The organism is Paraburkholderia phymatum, from assembly GCF_040965635.1.
Taxonomy (GTDB): Bacteria; Pseudomonadota; Gammaproteobacteria; order Burkholderiales; family Burkholderiaceae; genus Paraburkholderia; species Paraburkholderia phymatum_B.
This window is the reverse complement of record NZ_JBFRCH010000019.1, coordinates 124586-142203: the sequence shown is the minus strand read 5'-3', so window position 1 is coordinate 142203 and position 17618 is coordinate 124586. Positions and strand designations below refer to the sequence as shown.

18 protein-coding genes are annotated in these 17618 nt (G+C 60.5%); 12 read left to right on the top strand and 6 right to left on the bottom strand.

Translation table 11 applies throughout. The features are described 5' to 3' along the window. Positions 1-945 precede the first annotated feature (945 nt). The gene (locus AB4Y32_RS26845; protein WP_368724262.1) at positions 946-1272 is read left to right on the top strand and encodes a DUF4148 domain-containing protein; all 327 of its coding nucleotides are present in this window, start codon (positions 946-948) and stop codon (positions 1270-1272) included. Between the two features lie 101 nt (positions 1273-1373). Then, on the top strand, positions 1374-2153 hold the full coding sequence (locus AB4Y32_RS26840) for an alpha/beta fold hydrolase (protein ID WP_439899848.1): 780 nt from the start codon (positions 1374-1376) through the stop codon (positions 2151-2153). A 167-nt stretch (positions 2154-2320) separates the two neighbouring features. On the opposite strand, the gene AB4Y32_RS26835 is transcribed toward AB4Y32_RS26840, so the two are convergent. Both AB4Y32_RS26835 and AB4Y32_RS26830 read right to left on the bottom strand, forming a co-directional pair. Next, positions 2321-3706: an FAD-binding oxidoreductase gene (locus AB4Y32_RS26835; RefSeq protein ID WP_368724261.1), complete on the bottom strand. Its 1386-nt coding sequence runs from the start codon at positions 3704-3706 to the stop codon at positions 2321-2323. Between the two features lie 406 nt (positions 3707-4112). Continuing rightward, positions 4113-5696, bottom strand: coding sequence for a trypsin-like peptidase domain-containing protein (locus tag AB4Y32_RS26830; protein ID WP_368724260.1), 1584 nt, complete (start codon positions 5694-5696; stop codon positions 4113-4115). Positions 5697-6271: 575 nt separating this feature from the next. Here AB4Y32_RS26830 and AB4Y32_RS26825 point away from each other — a divergent pair. The 5 genes from AB4Y32_RS26825 to AB4Y32_RS26805 all read left to right on the top strand — a co-directional run bounded on the left by AB4Y32_RS26825 (position 6272) and on the right by AB4Y32_RS26805 (position 9607). Then, the gene (locus AB4Y32_RS26825) at positions 6272-6580 is read left to right on the top strand and encodes a DUF4148 domain-containing protein (RefSeq protein ID WP_368724259.1); all 309 of its coding nucleotides are present in this window, start codon (positions 6272-6274) and stop codon (positions 6578-6580) included. 105 nt (positions 6581-6685) lie between these two features. Beyond that, positions 6686-7312, top strand: a complete 627-nt coding sequence (locus AB4Y32_RS26820; RefSeq protein ID WP_368724258.1) for a dihydrofolate reductase family protein — start codon at positions 6686-6688, stop codon at positions 7310-7312. 57 nt (positions 7313-7369) lie between these two features. Next, entirely contained in the window at positions 7370-7936 is a 567-nt protein-coding gene (locus AB4Y32_RS26815) for a TetR/AcrR family transcriptional regulator (protein ID WP_368724257.1), read from the top strand. Positions 7937-8115: 179 nt separating this feature from the next. Then, positions 8116-8541, top strand: coding sequence for an organic hydroperoxide resistance protein (locus AB4Y32_RS26810; protein ID WP_368724256.1), 426 nt, complete (start codon positions 8116-8118; stop codon positions 8539-8541). Between the two features lie 37 nt (positions 8542-8578). Next, the gene (locus AB4Y32_RS26805; RefSeq protein ID WP_368724255.1) at positions 8579-9607 is read left to right on the top strand and encodes an alpha/beta hydrolase; all 1029 of its coding nucleotides are present in this window, start codon (positions 8579-8581) and stop codon (positions 9605-9607) included. Between the two features lie 230 nt (positions 9608-9837). Here AB4Y32_RS26805 and AB4Y32_RS26800 read toward each other — a convergent pair whose 3' ends face one another. Beyond that, positions 9838-10005, bottom strand: coding sequence for a hypothetical protein (locus AB4Y32_RS26800; protein ID WP_368724254.1), 168 nt, complete (start codon positions 10003-10005; stop codon positions 9838-9840). 57 nt (positions 10006-10062) lie between these two features. Next, a complete protein-coding gene (locus tag AB4Y32_RS26795; protein WP_368724253.1) occupies positions 10063-10266 on the bottom strand; it encodes a hypothetical protein in 204 nt (67 codons plus the stop codon). A 988-nt stretch (positions 10267-11254) separates the two neighbouring features. Between AB4Y32_RS26795 and AB4Y32_RS26790 the strand changes: the two genes are divergently transcribed. The 5 genes from AB4Y32_RS26790 (at position 11255) to pstS (ending at position 16288) form a co-directional block, all read left to right on the top strand. Then, complete coding sequence (locus tag AB4Y32_RS26790) at positions 11255-12925, top strand: MASE1 domain-containing protein (RefSeq protein ID WP_368724252.1); 1671 nt, start codon at positions 11255-11257, stop codon at positions 12923-12925. Continuing rightward, entirely contained in the window at positions 12906-13559 is a 654-nt protein-coding gene (locus AB4Y32_RS26785) for a response regulator (protein ID WP_368724251.1), read from the top strand. Before AB4Y32_RS26790 ends, AB4Y32_RS26785 begins: the two co-directional genes overlap by 20 nt. Positions 13560-13695: 136 nt before the next feature. Further along, positions 13696-13971 (top strand): DUF4148 domain-containing protein, encoded by a 276-nt coding sequence (locus AB4Y32_RS26780; RefSeq protein ID WP_368724250.1) that lies wholly within the window; start codon positions 13696-13698, stop codon positions 13969-13971. 514 nt (positions 13972-14485) lie between these two features. Next, positions 14486-15178: a CBS domain-containing protein gene (locus AB4Y32_RS26775; RefSeq protein WP_368724249.1), complete on the top strand. Its 693-nt coding sequence runs from the start codon at positions 14486-14488 to the stop codon at positions 15176-15178. Between the two features lie 72 nt (positions 15179-15250). Further along, positions 15251-16288: a phosphate ABC transporter substrate-binding protein PstS gene (gene pstS, locus AB4Y32_RS26770; RefSeq protein WP_368724248.1), complete on the top strand. Its 1038-nt coding sequence runs from the start codon at positions 15251-15253 to the stop codon at positions 16286-16288. A 212-nt stretch (positions 16289-16500) separates the two neighbouring features. Here pstS and AB4Y32_RS26765 read toward each other — a convergent pair whose 3' ends face one another. Beyond that, positions 16501-16875: a hypothetical protein gene (locus AB4Y32_RS26765; protein ID WP_368724247.1), complete on the bottom strand. Its 375-nt coding sequence runs from the start codon at positions 16873-16875 to the stop codon at positions 16501-16503. 132 nt (positions 16876-17007) lie between these two features. Further along, complete coding sequence (locus tag AB4Y32_RS26760) at positions 17008-17595, bottom strand: hypothetical protein (RefSeq protein ID WP_368724246.1); 588 nt, start codon at positions 17593-17595, stop codon at positions 17008-17010. Between the last annotated feature and the right edge of the window lie 23 nt (positions 17596-17618).

Sequence of the window (17618 nt, the reverse complement as noted above, 5' to 3'; positions counted from 1 at the left end):
GGATGTCGAGCCGCTGGGTAAAAGACGCGACCGGTAGTGGTCTGACGCCGTGCCAGTGATACCGCGATCCCTGTCTCGGGCGCTCGGCAGAAGTGCGATAAAAAAACGGGTTGTTCAGACCTTCCCCTGATGATCCGAGTCAGAAAGTTGCCAGCTTCCCAGAGCAGTTCGATTTCCTCACTGACCAGGAGGCCTTCCGGTATGGCGAGAAGCGAGCGCACACCTTTATCGATTGCATGCTTTCGACTCCACCGATGAAGGGAATGGCCGGCGACGATTTACAACTGGGAGACCAGGCGTCCACGGTCTAGTCGATTCTGTTTCGCGTCGCCATGTCCGCGTCGTAGTGGCCAGCCGGGGCCGTCCGAACAATTGTGGAAACCGGTTCATAGCCTGGAGTACCGCCATAGAGTCAGCCATCCGCAAGAAAGCCGCGGACCAGGGCAATCGTCGCTCCTGGGACTTCTTCCATCACCCAATGGCCTGAGTCCGGTATAACGCTCTCTCGCGCGTCGTCGGCAGCGGACCGCATCACCAAGGCCATCCGGTAGGTCAGAAGCGGCTCGAGTTCATATAGATTCCGTCGTCGACGAGCATAGCCGCAGTTCGAATTCAGCGTTCGTTCGAACGCTCATCGCATACCGCTTTCATGCGCGATCCGCACCAAACGCCGTCGCGCCGTCGCTTGCGCAGCGGCGTTTGTCATTTGAAGCGGCGCTAGCGTGACTTTGTATCGCAATGTATCTACCGCCGTTCAGGAAATAGTGGCGTACATTTCCGCGCGTTCGGGAAACAAGCGAGATACATGCGCCGGTTCAAATAACGTCACGCAAGGTTGATTCATGACAGTGCGACTCGCCGGGACGACATGGAATCGCGATGCAAGGTGCAACGCGCGACGGCCGCCCGGAAGCATCCAAGCCATTCAACTTCTGGAGAATACTCATGAAACTCGTGCAATCCCTCTTCGTCGCAGCATTGATCGCCGCTCCCGCCATTTCGTTCGCGCAGTCGAACCAGCCGCTGACCCGCGCGCAAGTGCGCGCTGAACTTGTCCAGTTGCAGCAGGCCGGCTACGACCCCGCTAGCGACAACACGCAATACCCGAAGAACATCGAAGCCGCGCTGTCCCGCATCCAGGCGCAAAAGGATGCGTCCTATGGCGGCGTCGCAGCGGGTCAGGCAAATTCGGGCTCGCGTCATGACATGGCACAAGCGCCCGCCGCGCAGCAAAACATCATCGGCCTCGAACCGATCTACGCGCACTCGTGATCGTTGCTGCTCCGAAGCGAATACGTGAGAGCGCCTTCGCTTCGGAGCACGAGCCCGTCGCACATACATCCATCGATAACAAATCGTTCAAAGGCACCACAATGACACGAACGCTCAGAACCTGCGTCGCATTCGCCATGATGCTGTGCGGACTTTTCGCGCTGCACACCGCGCGCGCCGCATCGCAAGCCGATCTCAAAGACACCAGCGTCGTCCTCGTGCATGGCGCGTTCGCCGACGGATCGAGCTGGAACCGTGTCATCCCTATTCTCGAAGCGCACGGTCTGCACGTCGTCGCCGTGCAGAATCCGTTGACCTCGCTCGCCGACGACGTCGCTGCTACGAAGCGCGTCATCGATCAGCAGAATGGCCACGTCGTGCTCGTCGGGCATTCGTGGGGCGGCGTCGTCATCAGCCAGGCAGGCAACGACGACAAGGTCAAATCCCTCGTGTATGTCGCGGCATTCGCACCGGATGGCGGACAATCGATTGCCGACATGACGCACGGCATGAAGCCGCCAGCATGGGCGAACGAATTGCAAAAGGATGCGGCCGGCTTTCTGACGCTGTCGGACAAGGCGGTGAAGGAAGACTTCGCATTGGATCTGCCCGCCGCACAGCAGCGCATCGTCGCCGCGACGCAAGGACCGTGGTTCTCCCGTTGCATCGACGACAAGGTGACGCACGCCGCGTGGCATGAGAAGCCGTCGTACTTCGTCGTCGCCGGCCGCGACCGGATGATCGATCCGCATCTGCAAGATCAGATGGCGAAGAACATCGATGCACAGGTCACGCACGTCAACGCAAGCCACGTCGCGATGCTGAGCCAGCCCGAAGCCGTCGCCAACGCGATTCTCGCCGCTGCGCGCCGGGCGCAGTAAGCGACGAAACATTCATGCTAACGGGAGCCGGAGGCTTTACTTCGTCAGCGCGACGCTGCTCGTTTCGGCGGTGCATTGTATTCGTTCGGTCTCTGCGTGCCCGGCGATGCGTCGCCACCTTCACAAGGTGATTCGCGATGAGTTGCGTGCATCGCCGGTAGCCCCATTCACGCGCCCGGCGCGGGCGCGATGTTCTGATTCAGGCGGAACATGTTCGTCGGGTCGTACTTTGCCTTGATCGAGGCGAGCCGACCGAGCTTGGTTCCATACGCAGCCTGCAATCCGGCGACGCCCTCGTCGCCGCCCAGATAGTTGACGTACGCACCGGGCGCTGTGTACGGGCGCAGCGCGTCGAGCAGCTCGCGCGTCCATGCAATGTTCCGTTCACTATCTTTCGCATCGGACCATGCAGACGTGACCACGATATTCCACGGCCAGTTGCGATGCCCGAACGCAGTCGCGGATTCGGGAATGCGGCTCCATGCGCTGTTGCCATAGTTCTCCAGCACGATCACGGTCTGCCTTGACGGGACACGCGCAAAACGATCGACGACGATATCGACGGCCGCGTCGTCAAGCGCCTTGAGATAGCTCGATTTCCAGTAACCGTGCAGGCCCGGCGGCCACAGGAAGTCCGCCATGCGCTGAGCTTCGTTGTATGGCGTGGGGGCGAACTTGTCGACGAGGGGCGGTCCGTATTCGCGCAATCGCCGCAAGACTTTCTCGCCTTCTTCGACTGGACCGGCGTAGACGCCACCGAGACCTGCGACGGGGGCGCCGCGCATCGGCGGAGGCAGCGAAGGATCATCCGGCATGTGAAACAGAAGCGCGCCTAGCGTCGATTCGTCCGGGGCTTCCGCTTCGAGATCTCGCCATCTGCGGATCGCACTCGCCGCTGCGCTCGCGGGATGGAGCACAATGCCGGCAAGCACGGTTCCGGCCGGGTGCGCCTGGAATTCGAACGACGTCACCACGCCGAAGTTGCCCCCGCCGCCGCGTATCGCCCAGAAGAGATCCTCGTTCTCGCGGCTGTTGGCCTTCACCTTGCGACCGTCGGCGAGCACCATCTCGGCGCCCAGGAGATTGTCAAGCGCGAGTCCATGCTTGCGGACAAGCCAGCCGAGCCCACCGCCCAGCGTCAGTCCGCTTACGCCAGTAATCGACACGAAGCCGCCCGTGGCGGCGAGTCCGTGCAACTGAAGCGCGTCATTGACTTCAGCCCAATTGCAACCGCTTTCCACACGCACGGTACGCGCCGACGGATCGACCGTGATCGCTTTCATGAGCGACAGGTCGATCACGACGCCGTCGTCGCATACTGCGTAGCCGGCGACGTTGTGACCGGTGCTGCGTATGGCAAGCGGCAGGTTGTGCTTGCGTGCAAGCGTCACGATCCTCGCGACATCGTCGGCGTCGACGCAGCGCGCGATCAGAACAGGACGCCGGTCGATCGACGCATTGAACACGGCACGCGCCTTGTCGTATTCCTGATCCCCCGATTGAATGACTTCGCCCTGAAAGCCGGACTGGCGAATTTCAGAAGAATTGATCATCGTTTTCTCCTTCGGTGATTCGCCCGTCACTTGGTAAAACCATGTTGATGTAAAACGCTGCGCAAATACGTCACTATTCCGGCGCCGATGAAGCGTCGGCTTCGTTTCGAAAAGCGAATGGCGACCCGCAGATCAGCCGACGGACTTCTTCAGCGCTTCGGCGCAGATGATCACTGGCGCTCGGTGAATCGGGTACTTCAGAATGGGCGTCAACCCGGACCGGTACGGCCCAGGTTCACTTTAGGAAAATGTAAGCCGTATATCAAGGTTCGCGACAGGATGGGTGCGATTCGCGTTGCGATCGCGGCGTCCGGTCCTGCGCACTGATCCCACGGTGAAGTGCTTCGTTAATACAGTGGCGACTGAGGTAGCGGTCGTATTGGGTAGCGGCCGTTCATCGTGCAAGTCAATTCAGCGTCTGCGCTTGCGGTGGCGTGAGCTCACGCAACTGGAATTTGCGGTTGTCGTTGAACAGCCAGTCCTCGAAGAGTTCCAGCTGCCCGCGTCCATTGAGCAGTTGCGCCGGCGGCTGCGGCAACGGCGAAGAGCGGCGAAGAGATGCGAGCGCAATGCTCTCGGCGTCGCCGTCGCCATTCGTCCGATACACCGAGGATTCGATCACGCGTCCGTCGCGATCTACGATGAACGAAACCACCACAACCGAGCGCAGCATTGCCTGGGGATTGCCGTGCAGCACGTCCGACGGATTGCTCTTCTCAATACGTTGCGCGACGGCGACCTGATACTGGTCGAGCTGGGTGGAGGGCGCTTGCACCTCGTTCGCCACCGGATCGGGATGCACGTCGCGCGCGCGTTTTTCGGTCCTGTTCTTCTCAGCCGTATCGAATGGATGCATCACCTGCCCCAAACGATCACCGCCGCCACCTGTATCCGCCTGCGAGCTTCCGACATTCCCTGCGTCGGGGATAGTCACGGCGACGCTCATCGGTTGCCGCGCACGAACCAGTTGCACTGCGGTAGTGGCTCCGGGGCGCAGTTTAGCCACAGCTTCGGCGAATGCGGCGGCGCTGCCAATCGCCCCGTCGCCGATCTGAACGATCACGTCCCCCGGCACGATGCCGGCCACTGCGGATAAAGATTCCGGCTTGACCGCGTTGACCAGCACCCCTGATGGCTGAGGCAAGCCAAGTGCAGCAGCAACGCCCGTACTGACATCCTGCACGTCCAGACCCAGACTATCGGGTACCCGTCCCACCGGACGTTCCTGCCGGCTTTGCAAAGTCTTCAACAGGACGTTGGCGGCATCGACGGGAATACCGATCGTCATTCCCGCATATCCATCGACATCCGGGTGCATCTGCACACCAATGCCGATCACCTGGCCGGCGCGGTTGAACAGCGGACCGCCGGAATTGTCTGGATTCGTTGCTACTTCCGTCTGGAAGAACGCAAGCCGCTTGCCATCGACAAGAGTGGTCGGCGCAGCGCTCACGATGCCCGCTGTCACCACGTTGCTCCCTGCACGCGTCGTTCCGATCGCGAGTACCGGTTCGCCGACGAGTACCTGAGAAGCGTCGCCTAGCCTGACGACGGGCAGATTCGTCGCGTCGATCTTGAGTATCGCCACGTCGCTTGTCGTATCGACCGAAAGCACCTTCGCCTTGTACGCGCGATGGTCGGTCATGGTAACCGTCACATCGCGCGCATGATCGATGACATGCGCTGTCGTCACGATGAGACCGTCGGCACTGGCGATAAAACCCGAACCAGCGCCCGTCATCACACCCGGAAAACGACCCGTGGTCGGCCGCATCTTTGGCGGCGAAGTATTGGAAAACGCAACAAGGGGATCGGCAGGATCGACGACTTCTACTGCCGGTGACTTCTGCCTGGACTGCGCTATGACGCTGACCACAGCGGGACCATATCGGTCGACGATAGCCGGAAAACCGCCTGGTTCGCTTTCCCTCGACACGACTGGCACAGCGTCGGCTTTTCCCGGCGGAGGTTGAACGACATCGGCAGCCATCGCTGCAGGCAGCGAGCCGGGAATACCGACGACAACGGCAAGCGCGATAGTCCGCAAAGCCCTGCGAACGCGCTTCTGGAGTAACACGAACTACTCCTGGTTCTGCTTCGTCGGTTCGGCTGAACGCCTTCTCGCGGCAACACAACTGCTGCTAAGGATGGCGAGAAGAACCGGCACGCCTCTCGCGCGTTCGATTTACCGTAGCATACCGAGTGCCCGCTACGGCGCTGCCGCCAAGCCCGCACGCTCGCCAGCAAACGGGCTTCTTTCATCAGCACCGAAGCACGTTTCATTGCCCCTCTAGCCGATATACAACTCCCCACATCAATCGCTCGAGTACATCCTCGACGCGTTAATGTTTCAATGGCTATTGCGATTTGTTCTTCGCTCGCTCTATGGTTTGGTGTCAATTGTCAGGTTAGCGTCTGCGGCGCCGGATCGAGCCGGCCTCAAACTCGAAGGACGGGTGGCCGAACCGCAAAATGGTCCAGCGCGCAACGGGTTTTCGACGAGCCACCGCGCCGGCGCTGATTGCAGCCGTCGTTCTGCGCCGATTCATTGAAGGAAGATGTGGCATGAAGAACTCACCGACGATCTGGCCAGTGCTTCTCGCATTGGCACTCTCACTCGCTGGCTGCGCCACAGGCGGCACGCCGGAAGGTATGACGCATCTGAGCGCAACGCAATGCCGCGACCTCACCGCTCTCAGAAACAACGCGCCCGTCACACAAGAGCGCAACAGGAGTGAACTCGCTGCGCTCGAGGCAGCGGGGTATGACCCGTCACGGTGGTTCGATCCGTACTATCCGGATGATCTGCAGGCGGCGCAACGTCAGGTCGATCATTGGTACCTGCAGGATTGCCAGCAGGCGCGGCCCGGTTAAGGCATGCTCGGCACCAGGTGCAGGCTGCCGGGCCGGTTGTCGATTCGCATGCGGATCGTTCGTCGTATCTACGGACCGGTCGGGTCCGTAGACCTGGAGAACATCATGCGCAAGCTCATCGTTTCCGCTTTCATCAGTCTGGATGGCGTAATTCAAGCCCCTGGCGGGCCTGGAGAAGATACCAGCGGCGAATTCCGCTTTGGTGGCTGGATCGTTCCCTATGCCGACGAAGCTATCAGGCAAAACCTGCAGGACCTGCTCTCGCAGCCATTCGACTTGCTGCTCGGGCGCAGCACCTACGACATATTCGCGGCGTATTGGCCGCACGTACCCGCCGATTCAGGCAGCCGCGCCATCGCCGACTTGTTCAACAGCGTACCCAAGCACGTAGCCACGCATCGATCCGCTACCCTCGACTGGCAGAACAGTCATGCGCTGGAGGGCGACCTTGCGGACGCGATCCGTGCGCTTCAACGTCAGGACGGCGCCAATCTATTGACGTTCGGCAGCGGCGACATGGTGCGCCAACTGCTCGCAGCGGGCCTCGTGGACGAGCTTCGACTTCTGACTTACCCCGTCATGCTTGGGCACGGCAAGCGCTTGTTCGGCGACAACGCGCTAGCGTCTGCCTTCACTCTGGCGCGCTCGATCAGCACGCCTAGCGGCGTGCTGATTACGCGCTACCTGCGCGACGGCGAGGTGCGCACAGGAGCGTTCGATCAAGTCGATTAACAATTCATGCGGCAAAGCTGCTTGACATTCTATCTAGCAGTAGATAAAGTACGACCCATGGACACGACAACCACAGTTCGCGATCAGATTCTCGACCACGCCATCACGTTGATGATGCTCCGCGGTTATAACGGGTTTAGCTATCGCGACCTGTCCGGGCTGGTTGGCGTGAAGACATCGAGCATCCACTATTACTTCCCGTCGAAAGATGACCTGGTGCTCGAAGCCGTCAACCAGTACAGCGGCGGCATTCTCTCCGCGCTTGGATCTATCGACGCTTCTCTTCGGGCGGATCAGAAGCTCAGCAAGTATACGAAACTGTTCGGCAGAACCCTCGGCGAAGGCGATCAGATCTGTCTGTGCGGCATGCTCGCCGCCGATATCGAGGCGTTGCCCGATAACGTGCGAGCGGCGGTGCAGGCATTTTTCAAGGCCAACGAAAGCTGGCTCGCGAAGGTGCTTGCGCAAGGTGCGAAGGAAGGCACGTTGAACGTCAATGGCAAGCCCGAGCATGTCGCACGAACGCTGTACGCCGCCTATCAGGGCAGCGTGCTTGCAAGTCGGCTGTTCAGGACGAAGTCGCGGCTTGAAGAAGTCGAGACTTCATGGAAGGTTTCGAAGTAGGGGTATTGCAGGCGGTCGAGCACCGCCTTTTGTTAGGCCATGTCGTCTATCTTCTAGTAGATCTATAACTGGCCCGAGAAGCATCGAAGAAGTAGTGGACGTTCGCACCGTTATCTATCTATTGGTAGATAGCAATGAATCGCACCGCATATCAACCACTGTTTGTCAGGAGTTACATCATGTCGATCGAAAAAGTTCTGTACCGCGCCCACGCTCATGCCACGGGAGGCCGCGATGGCCGCGCCGTCGTCCCTGAAGGCAAGCTCGACTTCAGGCTGGTCACGCCGCGGGAACTGGGCGGTGCGGGTGGCGAAGGCGCCAATCCGGAGCAACTGTTCGCGGCCGGCTACAGCGCATGTTTTCTTGGCGCGATGAAGTTCGTTGCGGCGCGCGACAAGACGCCGATTCCCGCGGACGTCTCCATCGACGGCAGCGTCGGCATTGGCGCGATCCCGAACGGCTTCGGCATCGAGGTCGAACTGAAGATCTCGCTGCCCGGCACGCCCCGCGACGCCGCTCAGTCGCTGATCGACAGGGCCCACATCGTGTGCCCGTACTCGAACGCAACGCGCGGCAACATCGACGTCACGTTGACGCTGATTTGATCGACTTCGCCGCATTGACACAATACTGGAGCACAAAATGAAAACCCTGAAGCCCCTCATCCTCGCCGCCGTTCTCGCCGCAAACACCGTGATTGCTTCGGCGGCAACGCCCGTCGCGCAGGCAACGCCGGATCGCGTCACGACGGCATTCCTCACGCAGCTCAACAGCGGCACGGGTCCCGCCATCAATACTTTGCCGCCCGCCAAGGCACGTCAGGTGCTGATCGATGCGCAGAACAGCGTGAAGGTCGACCTCTCGGGCATCGAAGTGTCGAACCGTACGATCGAACAGGACGGCATCAGCGTGCCGCTGACCATCGTGCGTCCGCAAGGTGCGACGGGCACGCTGCCCGTGTTCATGTTCTTCCACGGCGGCGGCTGGATACTCGGCGACTTCCAGACCCACGAACGGCTCGTGCGCGACCTCGTCGTTCAATCCGGCGCGGTTGCCGTGTTCGTAAATTACGCGCCCTCGCCCGAGGCTCGTTATCCTGTCGCGATCAATCAGGCGTATGCCGCAACCAAATGGGTCGCGGAACACGGCAACGAGATTGGCGTGGACGGCAGCCGTCTCGCCGTGGTCGGCAACAGCGTCGGCGGCAATATGGCGGCCGTCGTGAGCCTCATGGCGAAGGACAAGCACGGTCCGCAGATCCGCTTCCAGGGCCTGATGTGGCCCGTCACGGATGCAAACTTCAACGATGGCTCGTACCTCGCGTACCAGAAGAACCATTTCCTGACGCGAGCCATGATGCAGTGGTTCTGGGACGCCTATACGAAGGACCCGGCGCAGCGGGCGCAGATCTACGCTTCGCCGCTGCGCGGCTCCGAGGACGAATTGCAGGGACTGCCGCCCGCATTGATTCAGGTCGCGCAATTCGACGTGCTGCGCGACGAAGGCGAAGCATACGGACGCAAGCTCGGTGCAGCAGGCAACGAAGTCACGACGACGCGCTACAACGGCACGATCCACGATTTCGGTCTGCTCAATTCGCTGGCTTCCGATGCGCCGACGCACGCTGCGACGAAACAACTCGCGAACGAAATCAGGACGCGGCTGCAATAGTCGTTTGATTCCCGTCCCGTTGGAGTGGCGGTCAAGCCACCATGCCGGGCCCGGGTTTCGGCGAGAGCGTCAAACTTGGGCGCTCTCGCCTCTCCGACGACATTGACCGTACCCGGCAATGTCCACGTCAGGGATCGCATCGCGTTGTATCCGCGATGTGTTTGCGAAGGCATCACTATGCCTTTAGCTCCACGACGCAACTTGCGCACCGAGGCGCTCGAACACAAGACTCACTTCGAGGCAGCCTGCTCACGGACGATGAAGTCGGCATACCAGTCCGGCCAGTTTTCGTCGTGCTTGCCGGTTAGTTTCTCGCGCTCGCCGTGCGCGGCCGCAGCCCGGCGAAGCGCACCCGCAAGGTCCATCGACGAAGCGAATGTCGTTTCGAACTTCTCCACTCTTCCGGGAAGATGTGAGAAAGACTTGATCCCCTGACGCGGACTTCGCGTTCGACGTCATCTTGTCGAAGTCGCATTGTCGACTTGCATATCGACAAACGGTGTCGCGGTCATCGCCGCCGCGACGTGATCCGATGCCGGTAAAAGACCAGCAAACGCTGCGATACCTGTCGCGCACATCACTGCAACAGAGATGGCGGCGACGATGACGAGCGAACGACGGGTTGTGAAGGATGCGACGACGTTCCGCAGGATGAGCATGGCCATCTCCTGTATTGACGCGTCGATCGTTTGCAACTACCGCGCCAACGGAGATGGCGTCCGTTCCACTCTCTTCGGCATCGTGGCGTTTGGCCGTGCTATCAACGGTTGCGCGCGGCGAGCGATTGGCAAACGACTGCCGCAATGTTGGATTCATCCCAACACTGCACCGCGTCCGCTAGCTCCAAAGCCAACACCGACGACGCCAGACGTATCTCGTCGCCCGTTGCCCCCACGATGCGAGATCTCGAACAGGCGCAATCCACTGGCAACGTCAGCCGCGCCCGCGCATATCGCGCCGCCTGCGAACGCAAGTTTCGCTTTCAAGTACTTTGCAATTCCATATAAAAGTTTTCGGGTACTGAAAGAACCATTTCACGGCACTTACGAACGTATTCTGGCGAACCGATTGAGAGCTTCGCGAAAGCCGCGCGTCATCAGCTGTTCATCAAGTTCGTCACGCTACGCAGCGCGGGCTACGCGGAAGTGCCGAGAGGCGTTTCGTTCGCTCCGGGTACTGATGTCAATGGCATTTCTGATCTGGCCTTTCGAGCCAACGGCGACAAGACGATCACATCCACCTTGTATCCGACAAGGTTTTGGTACGTCGGCGATCTCCGCCAACGAGCGCTGTGTAGCATTTGATTAACGCGGTGGGTGCTACCACAATCATGACGTCAGGTGCCGGGCGACTCGCCGACGGGCGACTCCCAAGCTTCAATTCCCGCAAGGCGCGAAACATAGACGGCGAGAAAGACGTTGCACTCGTTCCAATGAGGAACACACGCGAAAGTACGAACGGCACACGTCTCAAAGATCAGTAGAAAGGCAAATTTTTTCCGTTGCTGCGGTGTCGCATTGCGTTTGGTCAGCGTAGCCTTGATCGTCTGACACGCAGGGTATCGGAAACTACCCACCGTCCCGCAGGTGGCGTCACGCCGGTGCGTATCAACACTTCGAGCACTTCGGCTTCAGGATGAAGCGAACAATGGGAATCATCCGGGGCAATTCCAGGTTCAGCCTTTTCCTGTACACCGGGATCGTTGCATTGGCATATTACGCGAGTGCAAAGATAGGTCTCGCCTACGCGGTCGTGGGCGGCGCGATCTCCCTGGTCTGGCCTTCAAGCGGTATCGCTCTTGTTGCGCTTCTCGCTCTGGGCTTCAGAGTTGCGCCGGGAATTGCCCTTGGCTCATTCCTTGCCAACGTCTCTGGGGGCGTGCCTGTTGGTGTGGCCGCGGTGATCGGCACCGGGTCAATGGTTGGCGCCTTGACGGCAGCCATCGTATTGAACCGCGCGACACGATTCCAGATCACCCTCGACCGCATCAACGACGTATTGGCGTTCATTGGCGTCGCCGCCGTGATGAGCACGGCAGTCAGTGCGCTGGTCGGCACGACCGCCCTGCTGGGAGGGGGCCTCGTGCCCGTCACCCAGTACGTCGCAGCGTTTCTGAAATGGTGGCTCGGCGACATGATGGGGGTTCTCGTCGTGGCACCGCCGCTGTTCAGCTTCCTCACGTACTCGAACCCTGTCCGCTCGATGGAGCAGGCCATAGAAGCGTGCGCACTAACCATTGCGGCCTTCTGGGTCAGCTACCTCGTCTTCGGCGCCCCGGAACTTGCCGGGCACGGCTACTATCCTGCAGCTCTGGCGATTTTCCCGTTCATCATCTGGGCGGCTCTGCGCTTCGAGCACCTCGGCACCAGCATCGCGACCCTGATGGTTTCGGTCGTCGCCATCCTGGGCACCAGCCACGGCACGGGCCCCTTCGCCGCCGAATCTCCAGTGGACAGCCTCGTGCGGTGGTGCACCTTCGCGAATGTCGTGGCGATTACGGGACTGCTGCTGGTGGCGGCACGTGCTCAGGAGCAGCGCGTCTATCGCCTGCTGCAGGCAGCGCACGTCGAGCTGGAACGACGCGTCCAGGAGCGAACGGAAGACCTGGAGAAGGCGAACGATGAACTGAAGGAGGAGATGGCGCGACGCCGTCTGCTCGAAGGAGAACTGATCCAGATCGGCGATCAGCAGCAGAGGCTGATCGGCCGTGAACTGCATGACGGACTCGGGCAACAGCTGACCAGCCTGGGACTGTACTGCACCGCCCTGAATCAGAAACTGCGGACGCAAGCCCACCCGGCCGCCGCCGATGCCGCTACCGTCGTCGGATTGGTGAAGCAGGCGTCCTTGACGACCCGCAGGATTGCCCATGGCCTCGACCCGGTCGCGATGGAATACGGTGGCCTTGCGGCCGCGCTGCGTGGGCTGGCGGACACGACTCACACGCTCAACGGCGTGGAGTGCACGCTGCGGATCGCACCGGACGTGGACTTGCTCGATCCGCTCATGCAGATCAACCTTTACCGTGCAGCGCAGGAAGCAGTGAACAACGCGCTGAAATATTGCCATGGACACCGCATCTGGATCGACCTTGAGCGGGCGGGCGGTCTGCAGACGCTTTCGATCAGCGACGACGGCATCGGCATCGGCCAGGAAGAAATGGAGCGTGCGTCGGGACTGGGACTGCACAACCTGCGTCACCGGGCAAGCCTTCTGGGCGGCTCTTGCACCGTGACTCGCAATGGTCTGGGTGGCACCACGGTCGCCATCAGCTATCCGCTACGGGAGGGTCCTGGCCATGCACGAGAAATCCGCTAGGACCCAGATCCTGATCGTGGACGACCACCCGATCATCCGCGAGGGGATGACACATCTGCTGAATCTGCAAGAGGATCTGCACGTCTGCTGCGCGGCCGGCAGCGCCGAACAGGCTCTCGCGGCGATGGACTGTCAGCCCGACATGGCCATTGTGGACATCAGCCTGCAATCGGACTCCGGCCTGGAGCTTGTCAAGACGCTCCGTCATCGCTATCCGAATCTGGCGATTCTCGTCCTCAGCATGCATGACGAAAGCCTCTTTGCCGAACGCGCACTGCGATCCGGCGCGAACGGGTATCTGATGAAACTCGAGGCCACAGAGCACGTGATGAGCGCCATCCGCGAAGTGCTGGCAGGCAATGTTTATTTGAGCGCCGCCATGCACGAGAAGCTGGCAAGAGCCCTTACGGTTCCCCATAAAAAGCCGGAGGGCCGAATTGCGAGCCTGTCGGAGCGGGAGTTCGAGGTCTTGCATCTGATCGGCCTCGGCTTCAGCACGCGCGAAATTGCAGGGAAGCTGAACAGGAGCGTGAAGACCATCGAGGCGCACCAGGCCAATATCAAGGAAAAGCTGAATATCCGTAGTGGCAAGGAGCTGATGCGGTTCGCCATTCAGTGGATCGAGAGTCAATAGGGCTGAGCCAGCCTGACCAGGTACTGAATAGGGCAATCCCCGAGTCTCTTTTAGGACGGGGGCCTTATTCATGCGCATGCGGCCAGCGAATACAGTCGACACTGCCGGCGTGCTGCGTCGGCGATGTCAATGCAACATGCTGGAGGATGCGATGAAAGCCATGTTTTTGATTCCCGTCGCAGCATTGTCACTGTATGCGATGCAGGTCCACGCCGACGACGCCAGTACGTCGAGCATGAGTTCCGACAGCAATGCCGCGATGACGACCGACTCCGTCGGCGGAACGACGGCAGGTGCGACCACCAGCGGAGCGAGTGTCGGCAAGACGCGCGCCCAGGTCTATCAGGAACTCATCCGGGCCGAAAAGGATGGATCGCTGAATCGGATAAACGGGTACTACGGTGGAAACTGACGCCTGATTCGAAAGGCATTCCGTCAATCTTTGCCAAAGTACCCGCGCCCTCGCATGGATAAACCCGATGTCCAGATTGGCGTCGATACAGATATGAGTCGTTTCGATGTTCTCAGGCCTGGTCAGAGGGCAAGTAGTCTTATATCGACGCCTGATTGCAAGAACTGAGCGGCGCGCTTTTTGAGTCGGCAATTCCCGGGCGCGGCTCGATACTTCCGGCGATCCGCGGATGCGCAACTACATGCAGCCAGACTGAAATCGATATCCGGGCTAATCGTCCTTCAATGGCGCGATGACGCTCGGCTCGTGGCCTCGCGATCACATCGAAGTAACGGTACGAAGATTTCCGCTCACAGCAGGCCTTTCACAAATGGTAGCGCCCCAACCGGATATCGAATCATCTTGTTGAATCAAGACGCCTCAGTACCGAGCGATCCGCTGCCGGTGCGTCTGCCGAAACCGTGCGACGGGTGCAACAGATGAGGACCCGACGCGACACGCTGAAGGAACGATCATGCGCGCACTCGACATCATGACTACGTCCGTCGTTACCGCCACGCCAGACATGACGATCCACGACGCCGCGAGACTATTCGTCGACAACCGTATCAGCGGCATGCCCGTCGTCGACGAGAACGGAAAGGTCGTCGGCATCGTCAGCCAGGACGACCTGTTGCATCGCGTGGAGAACGGCACCGGCCACGGGAGGCGTCAGTGGTGGCTCGAATTCCTGTTGTCGTCGCCGCGCGAGCAGGCCGCGAGGTACGTGAAGGAGCACGGTCATACCGTCGGCGACGTGATGTGCAATCAGGTGATTTCGATTTCGGAAGACATGCCGCTCGCCCAGATTGCGGACCTCATGGAGCGCCGGCACCTCAAACGCGTGCCGGTGCTCAAAGACGGCAAGCTGGTCGGAATCGTGAGCCATTCGAACCTGATCCGCGCACTGGCGAGCACCGCACCAGCCGCTGACCCAATTACGCACGACGATGCGAGCCTGCGCGACGCGATCGTTCGGGCAATGCACGGGCAGCGCTGGAGGCTGCCGAAACAGGGTGTGCTCGTAAAGGACGGTGTTGCGCACCTGTGGGGCGTCATTGAATCCGAAGAGGAAAAGCGCGCGATCCACATCGCGGCCGAGTGCGTGCCCGGCGTCAAGCGCGTTGAATACCACCTAGAGTTTCCGAGCGTGATTCCGACGCTTTAGCTGTTGTCTGCATGCGCCAGAAAAAATCGGGCAATAGCAAGTCCCGCGACAAGATCCAGCCGGAGACCAATCATGAGAACATTGTGCACCTTGACGGCCAGTCTGCTTTGCTGCCTCTTTGCAGCCGCGGCCTATTCCGCCGACATCACGGGAGCCGGCAGCACGTTCGCCGCGCCTCTCTACACCAGGTGGGCCACCGATTATCAAAAGTCAGGCGGAAGCAAGGTGATCTATCGCGGGACGGGATCGTCCAATGGACTCAAGCAGGTCATCGCACACGAAGTCGACTTCGCCGGATCGGACGCACCGCTCACCGAAGAGCAACTGGCCAAAAACGGCTTGCGGCAGTTCCCGACGGCGATCGGCGGCGTGGTGCCCGTCGTGAACCTGCCCGGCCTCAAAGCGGGCGAGGTCATCCTGACGGGGCCGGTACTTGCCGATATCTTCCTCGGCAAGATCCTGTACTGGGATGACCCCGCGATCGCGCGGCTGAATCCGAAGATCAAGATGCCCAACTACCCGATTGCCGTCGTGCGTCGCCAGGACGGCTCGGGCACGACGCTCATCTGGACGCACTACCTTGCGCAAGTCAGCCCGGAATGGAAGCGCAGGGTCGGCGAAGGCACGAGCGTGCGCTGGCCACTCGGCATCGGCGGCAATGGAAACGAAGGCGTTGCCACGTACGTCGGGTATCTGCCCGGCGCGATAGGCTATGTCGCGTGGGACTTCACGAAACAGAACCACTTGACGTACACGGCCATGACCAACGCGGCGGGCAACGTCGTTCAGCCCGGCGTCGCGACATTCAAGTCAGCGGTGGCCAGCGCCGACTGGTCCGGTTCGCTCTATCAGTTGCTGACGAACCAGCCGGGCAAGGATGCATGGCCGGTGATGGGGGCCACCTACGTGCTGCTTCGTGAAACGCCGGACCAGCTGGGCCACGACGGAGCGACGTTGAAGTTCTTCGATTGGGCATTCAACCATGGGGGAGAGACAGTCAATGTTCTCGACTACGTACCGCTTCCCGAGTTGGTCCTGACGAAAATCCGCGCGCAATGGCCCGCAACTCCCGGCGAAAACGTGGCGGGCAAACGGCTCGCGGGTCAATGATTCGAAATTGCCAACATTAACTCACTACACAGCGCGCGTCCTTTAGACGAGGCCATGAAGCAATATCGGGCATTGCTTGCATCATACGAATCCGTAACGTGTGCATTGTCCGATTGCAAGAGACGGTTCGGGGCAATGTCCGTTCAGACGCGGCCGAACCTACCGCTTTCGTCGGTACTGCCGTGACAGCGAGGACAAGCTGCGACGGACACTCAGCGTCCCATACGTCTGTCATAACTGCGCGAGATGCGATCGAGCAGTGAAGGGTCGCGCGCGTCCTTCGAGTTGAACTGCACGACGACACTTCCATCGGCTTGCTGCCGTACGCTCGAGGTCACAGTCGCACCGTCGAGTCCGCCGACGATCGTGCCGCTCGCAGGGTCCTGCACAGTAATCGACAGCCCCTCGTCGCGCATTGCGCCCGATGCGGCAGCAAAAGAGCGGTCAAAGCTGGCGGGCGTTGTAATGACGGTGCCGGGAGGCGCCGCATAGTATGGACATCCCGTCAGCGGCAGCAGCGAGCCGAGAATGCCCGTCAGCAAGAGGCACCTGAAGATCAGGCCGAATGGTCCCGGCTTGCCGCGCATAGCCTTCTCCGTGCCTGCGTGAAACTGGCTTGTTCCGCGAAGAATCATCGCTGTTCACCCGGATCGAACACGACATCCGCGCATCGTTGGTTGCCAGCGTTCGCGCCTCTATAGTAGTGTTCCGCGCCGCTTTTACTGCGCGGCACCAGGCGTGACCGTGATCGCGACGGCCTCTGTATAGACGATCTCCACCTGATCGCCCTTGCGGACGTTCTTCATCTGCTCCGGGTCCTCCACTTGCACGTCGACCAGATTGCCCTGCGGACCCTTCAACGTGACCGTCTTCGCCTTTGTATCGACCGAGACGACATCTGCCATCACGGTGATCTCCCGGCCGATCGTGCCGCCTGGCTTGGCTCCCGGAGAAGCGCGCTCTTCAATCAGGCGTTGCGTCGCTGAACGTGGACCGTTGGTTTTCGAGAGGCTCAACGACATCGCTTCCCTGTATTCCGTCGTGACGATATCTCCGACCTTCAGTTGATCGAAGTTGCGCGCCTCTTCGCCGACCTCCAGCTGGATCACCTTGCCTTTGCTGTCCTTGAGCGTAACCGTCCGGGTCGCGGGCTCGATTGCTACGACCGTGGCCGTCACCTTCGACGTTCCGGCAACCGTCGCGCTTCCCGCCCCTTTCGTGACATCCACCGAGGTTTGCGGTTGGGCAAGTGCCGGGCACGCCATCATCACAACAGCCATCGCAAGCAAAACGTGACTCGCTTTCATTTCCGCGCTCCCGACGATCGGCC